3 protein-coding genes are annotated in these 1744 nt (G+C 46.5%); 2 read left to right on the top strand and 1 reads right to left on the bottom strand.

From position 1 onward, the window contains the following. Nucleotides 1–30: 30 nt before the first annotated feature. Nucleotides 31–411: an L-rhamnose mutarotase gene (locus HMPREF0673_RS05235; RefSeq protein ID WP_007899011.1), complete on the bottom strand. Its 381-nt coding sequence runs from the start codon at nt 409–411 to the stop codon at nt 31–33. A 174-nt stretch (nt 412–585) separates the two neighbouring features. Here HMPREF0673_RS05235 and HMPREF0673_RS05230 point away from each other — a divergent pair, with 174 nt between their 5' ends. Both HMPREF0673_RS05230 and HMPREF0673_RS14190 read left to right on the top strand, forming a co-directional pair. Beyond that, entirely contained in the window at nt 586–1179 is a 594-nt protein-coding gene (locus tag HMPREF0673_RS05230) for a phosphatase PAP2 family protein (RefSeq protein WP_007899010.1), read from the top strand. Nucleotides 1180–1196: 17 nt separating this feature from the next. Continuing rightward, entirely contained in the window at nt 1197–1418 is a 222-nt protein-coding gene (locus HMPREF0673_RS14190; RefSeq protein WP_157591637.1) for a hypothetical protein, read from the top strand. The last annotated feature ends 326 nt before the right edge of the window (nt 1419–1744 follow it).

Below are 1744 nucleotides of genomic sequence, written 5' to 3'. Positions count from 1 at the left end.
CACCATCTCACCACCTCACCACCTCACCATCTATTCATACAGATAGAACATACGCTCCATCATTTGCCATTTCTCGTCGCTCGTCGCTTCTGCCGAACAGTTCTGGAATTCAGCCACATGCTTCTCCCATTCCTCCTGGCGGGGTAGGGTGGCGAGACGCTCCATGGCTGCATCCCAATCGAAGTCGACTGGTGCATCCACAATCATCACTAAGCGGTTGCCCAAGATGTAAATCTCCATCTCTAAGATGCCAACCGCCTTAATTCCCTCCTTTATCTCGTCCCAGAAATGCTCCTGGTCGTGAGCCTCGCGGTACTTGCGAATAAGTTCACTGTCGTCCTTCAAGTCCATGGTCTGCACGAAACGCTTCGTAGGCACACCATATTCCTTGCTTCTATATCCTTCTGTCATAACGATGTGATTTAGTGAATTTTATACATTATACCTTACAAAGGTACGTAAACAATCGCACAATACAAATAAAAACTGCCAAATTTGTGTCCGAAAAGTAGTTATTTGCATATTTAATTGTAACTTTGCAAAGCTATTTTATTGCGAAATGATTGAATAAACAAGAAGACTAACATGTGGTTTAATTTTTTCAAGGAATTTATTTTGTGGCTCTCAGATATTGATGCCCGTCTGTTGCTTATTGTGAATGGCGCACATAGTCCGTTCTTCGATTCCGTAATGTGGTGTATCAGTGGACGTTGGATTTGGGTACCATTCTATGCCGTGCTTGCCTATCTGCTCTTCCGTCGCATGTCCTGGAAGCGTGCTTCGATCTGTTTGGTCACCATCGGACTGATTATCTTGGCGGCTGATCAAACATGTGCAACACTCATACGTCCGGAGATAGGCAGACTGCGTCCTGCCAATCTCAACAATCCGTTGTCGTCTTTCGTGCATGTCGTCAACGGTTATCGTGGTGGTAGATGTGGTTTCCCGTCTTGTCACGCAGCCAACACCTTTGCCCTCGCCGTCTTCATGTCGCTCGTCATTCGTCATAAGTGGTTCACAGTGATGATGTTCTCGTGGGCGTTCGTCGTTAGCTACTCGCGAATGTATCTCGGTGTTCACTACTTTGGCGACCTCTTCTGTGGTGCTACTATCGGTTCGCTCTTCGCCGTCCTCTTCTATTATCTACAAAACTATTTGTTCAAACGTCTAAATATATAGTACTATCATTAGGGGGTATGGCATCCCTGCCATACCCACGCACCCCTCTTTCCCCACGCTTGCATCCCTCTTTCCCCACGCTTGCACCCCTCTTTCCCCTTTTTACCCCATCTTTTTTCCTCTTCATACTCCCTACTTTTGTCATCCGCATCGACCGACGCGGATGCTCGCATCGACCGACGCAGACATCCGCACCGACCGACGCGGATGCTCGTAACGACCGACGCGGATGCTCGTAACGACCGACGCGGATGACTTTTGTTGATGTTTCGCTGTGCCAAACCTTTACTTTCGTGCTGCCAAACCGTTGCTTTTGCGGTCCAAGACCTCCCTTTTTACATTTTACACGCTCTTTTTCTTTCCATATCTTCCTCTGTTTTTCTCGATCAGTAGTGCTTTCCTGTTGTGTGCATCCTCTGGTTGCAGTCCTTAAAACAGTCTCTCGCGCCTATAATAATATAATGTGTGCGTCCACAATGCGGTGTTTTAAATGCAAACAACTGTTAAAACGAGCGTAAAATTTCAACTTTTCTCTGCAAAAGTTTTGGTGGTTTACAAAAAAGCT

It is taken from the genome of Leyella stercorea DSM 18206 (genome assembly GCF_000235885.1).
In the GTDB taxonomy this organism is placed as follows: Bacteria; Bacteroidota; Bacteroidia; order Bacteroidales; family Bacteroidaceae; genus Prevotella; species Prevotella stercorea.
The sequence above is the reverse complement of the archived record's forward strand: the minus strand, read 5'-3'. Positions and strand labels throughout refer to the sequence as shown.

What these genes read in the sequence shown, in the direction of transcription:
- HMPREF0673_RS05230 (WP_007899010.1), top strand. Translation starts at nt 586, where the DNA reads ATGTGGTTTAATTTTTTCAAGGAATTTATTTTGTGGCTCTCAGATATT.
- HMPREF0673_RS05235 (WP_007899011.1), bottom strand. Translation starts at nt 411, where the DNA reads ATGACAGAAGGATATAGAAGCAAGGAATATGGTGTGCCTACGAAGCGT.
- HMPREF0673_RS14190 (WP_157591637.1), top strand. Translation starts at nt 1,197, where the DNA reads ATGGCATCCCTGCCATACCCACGCACCCCTCTTTCCCCACGCTTGCAT.